This is a genomic window from Pantoea sp. GbtcB22 (assembly GCF_019091025.1).
GTDB lineage: Bacteria > Pseudomonadota > Gammaproteobacteria > Enterobacterales > Enterobacteriaceae > Pantoea > Pantoea leporis.
Window position 1 is genome coordinate 1 of sequence record NZ_JAGXKB010000873.1, and the last position, 235, is coordinate 235.

Consider the following 235-nt stretch of genomic DNA (forward strand, 5'->3'; position numbering starts at 1 on the left):
TGTTTGTTATGCTCGACGGCACCTGGACGGAAGCGCGCAAGATGTACCGCAAAAGTCCGTGGCTGGATGCGTTGCCGGTGATGTCGCACAACGTGTCTGCGCCCTCGCGCTACACGCTGCGCGAGGCCCACGGCGAAGGCCAGCACTGCACCGCCGATGTTGCTGCCGCGCTGCTGGAACAGGCCGGCGATCTCGCCGCCGCCGCAGAATTGCAGCACTATTTCGCCCGCTACCG

General features: G+C 65.1%; 1 protein-coding gene. It reads left to right on the forward strand.

Translation table 11 applies throughout. The annotated features are described in order from the left end of the window. Positions 1–235 (forward strand): DTW domain-containing protein (locus KVT28_RS26910; RefSeq protein ID WP_217551382.1); only part of this gene is annotated, 235 nt, incomplete at both ends.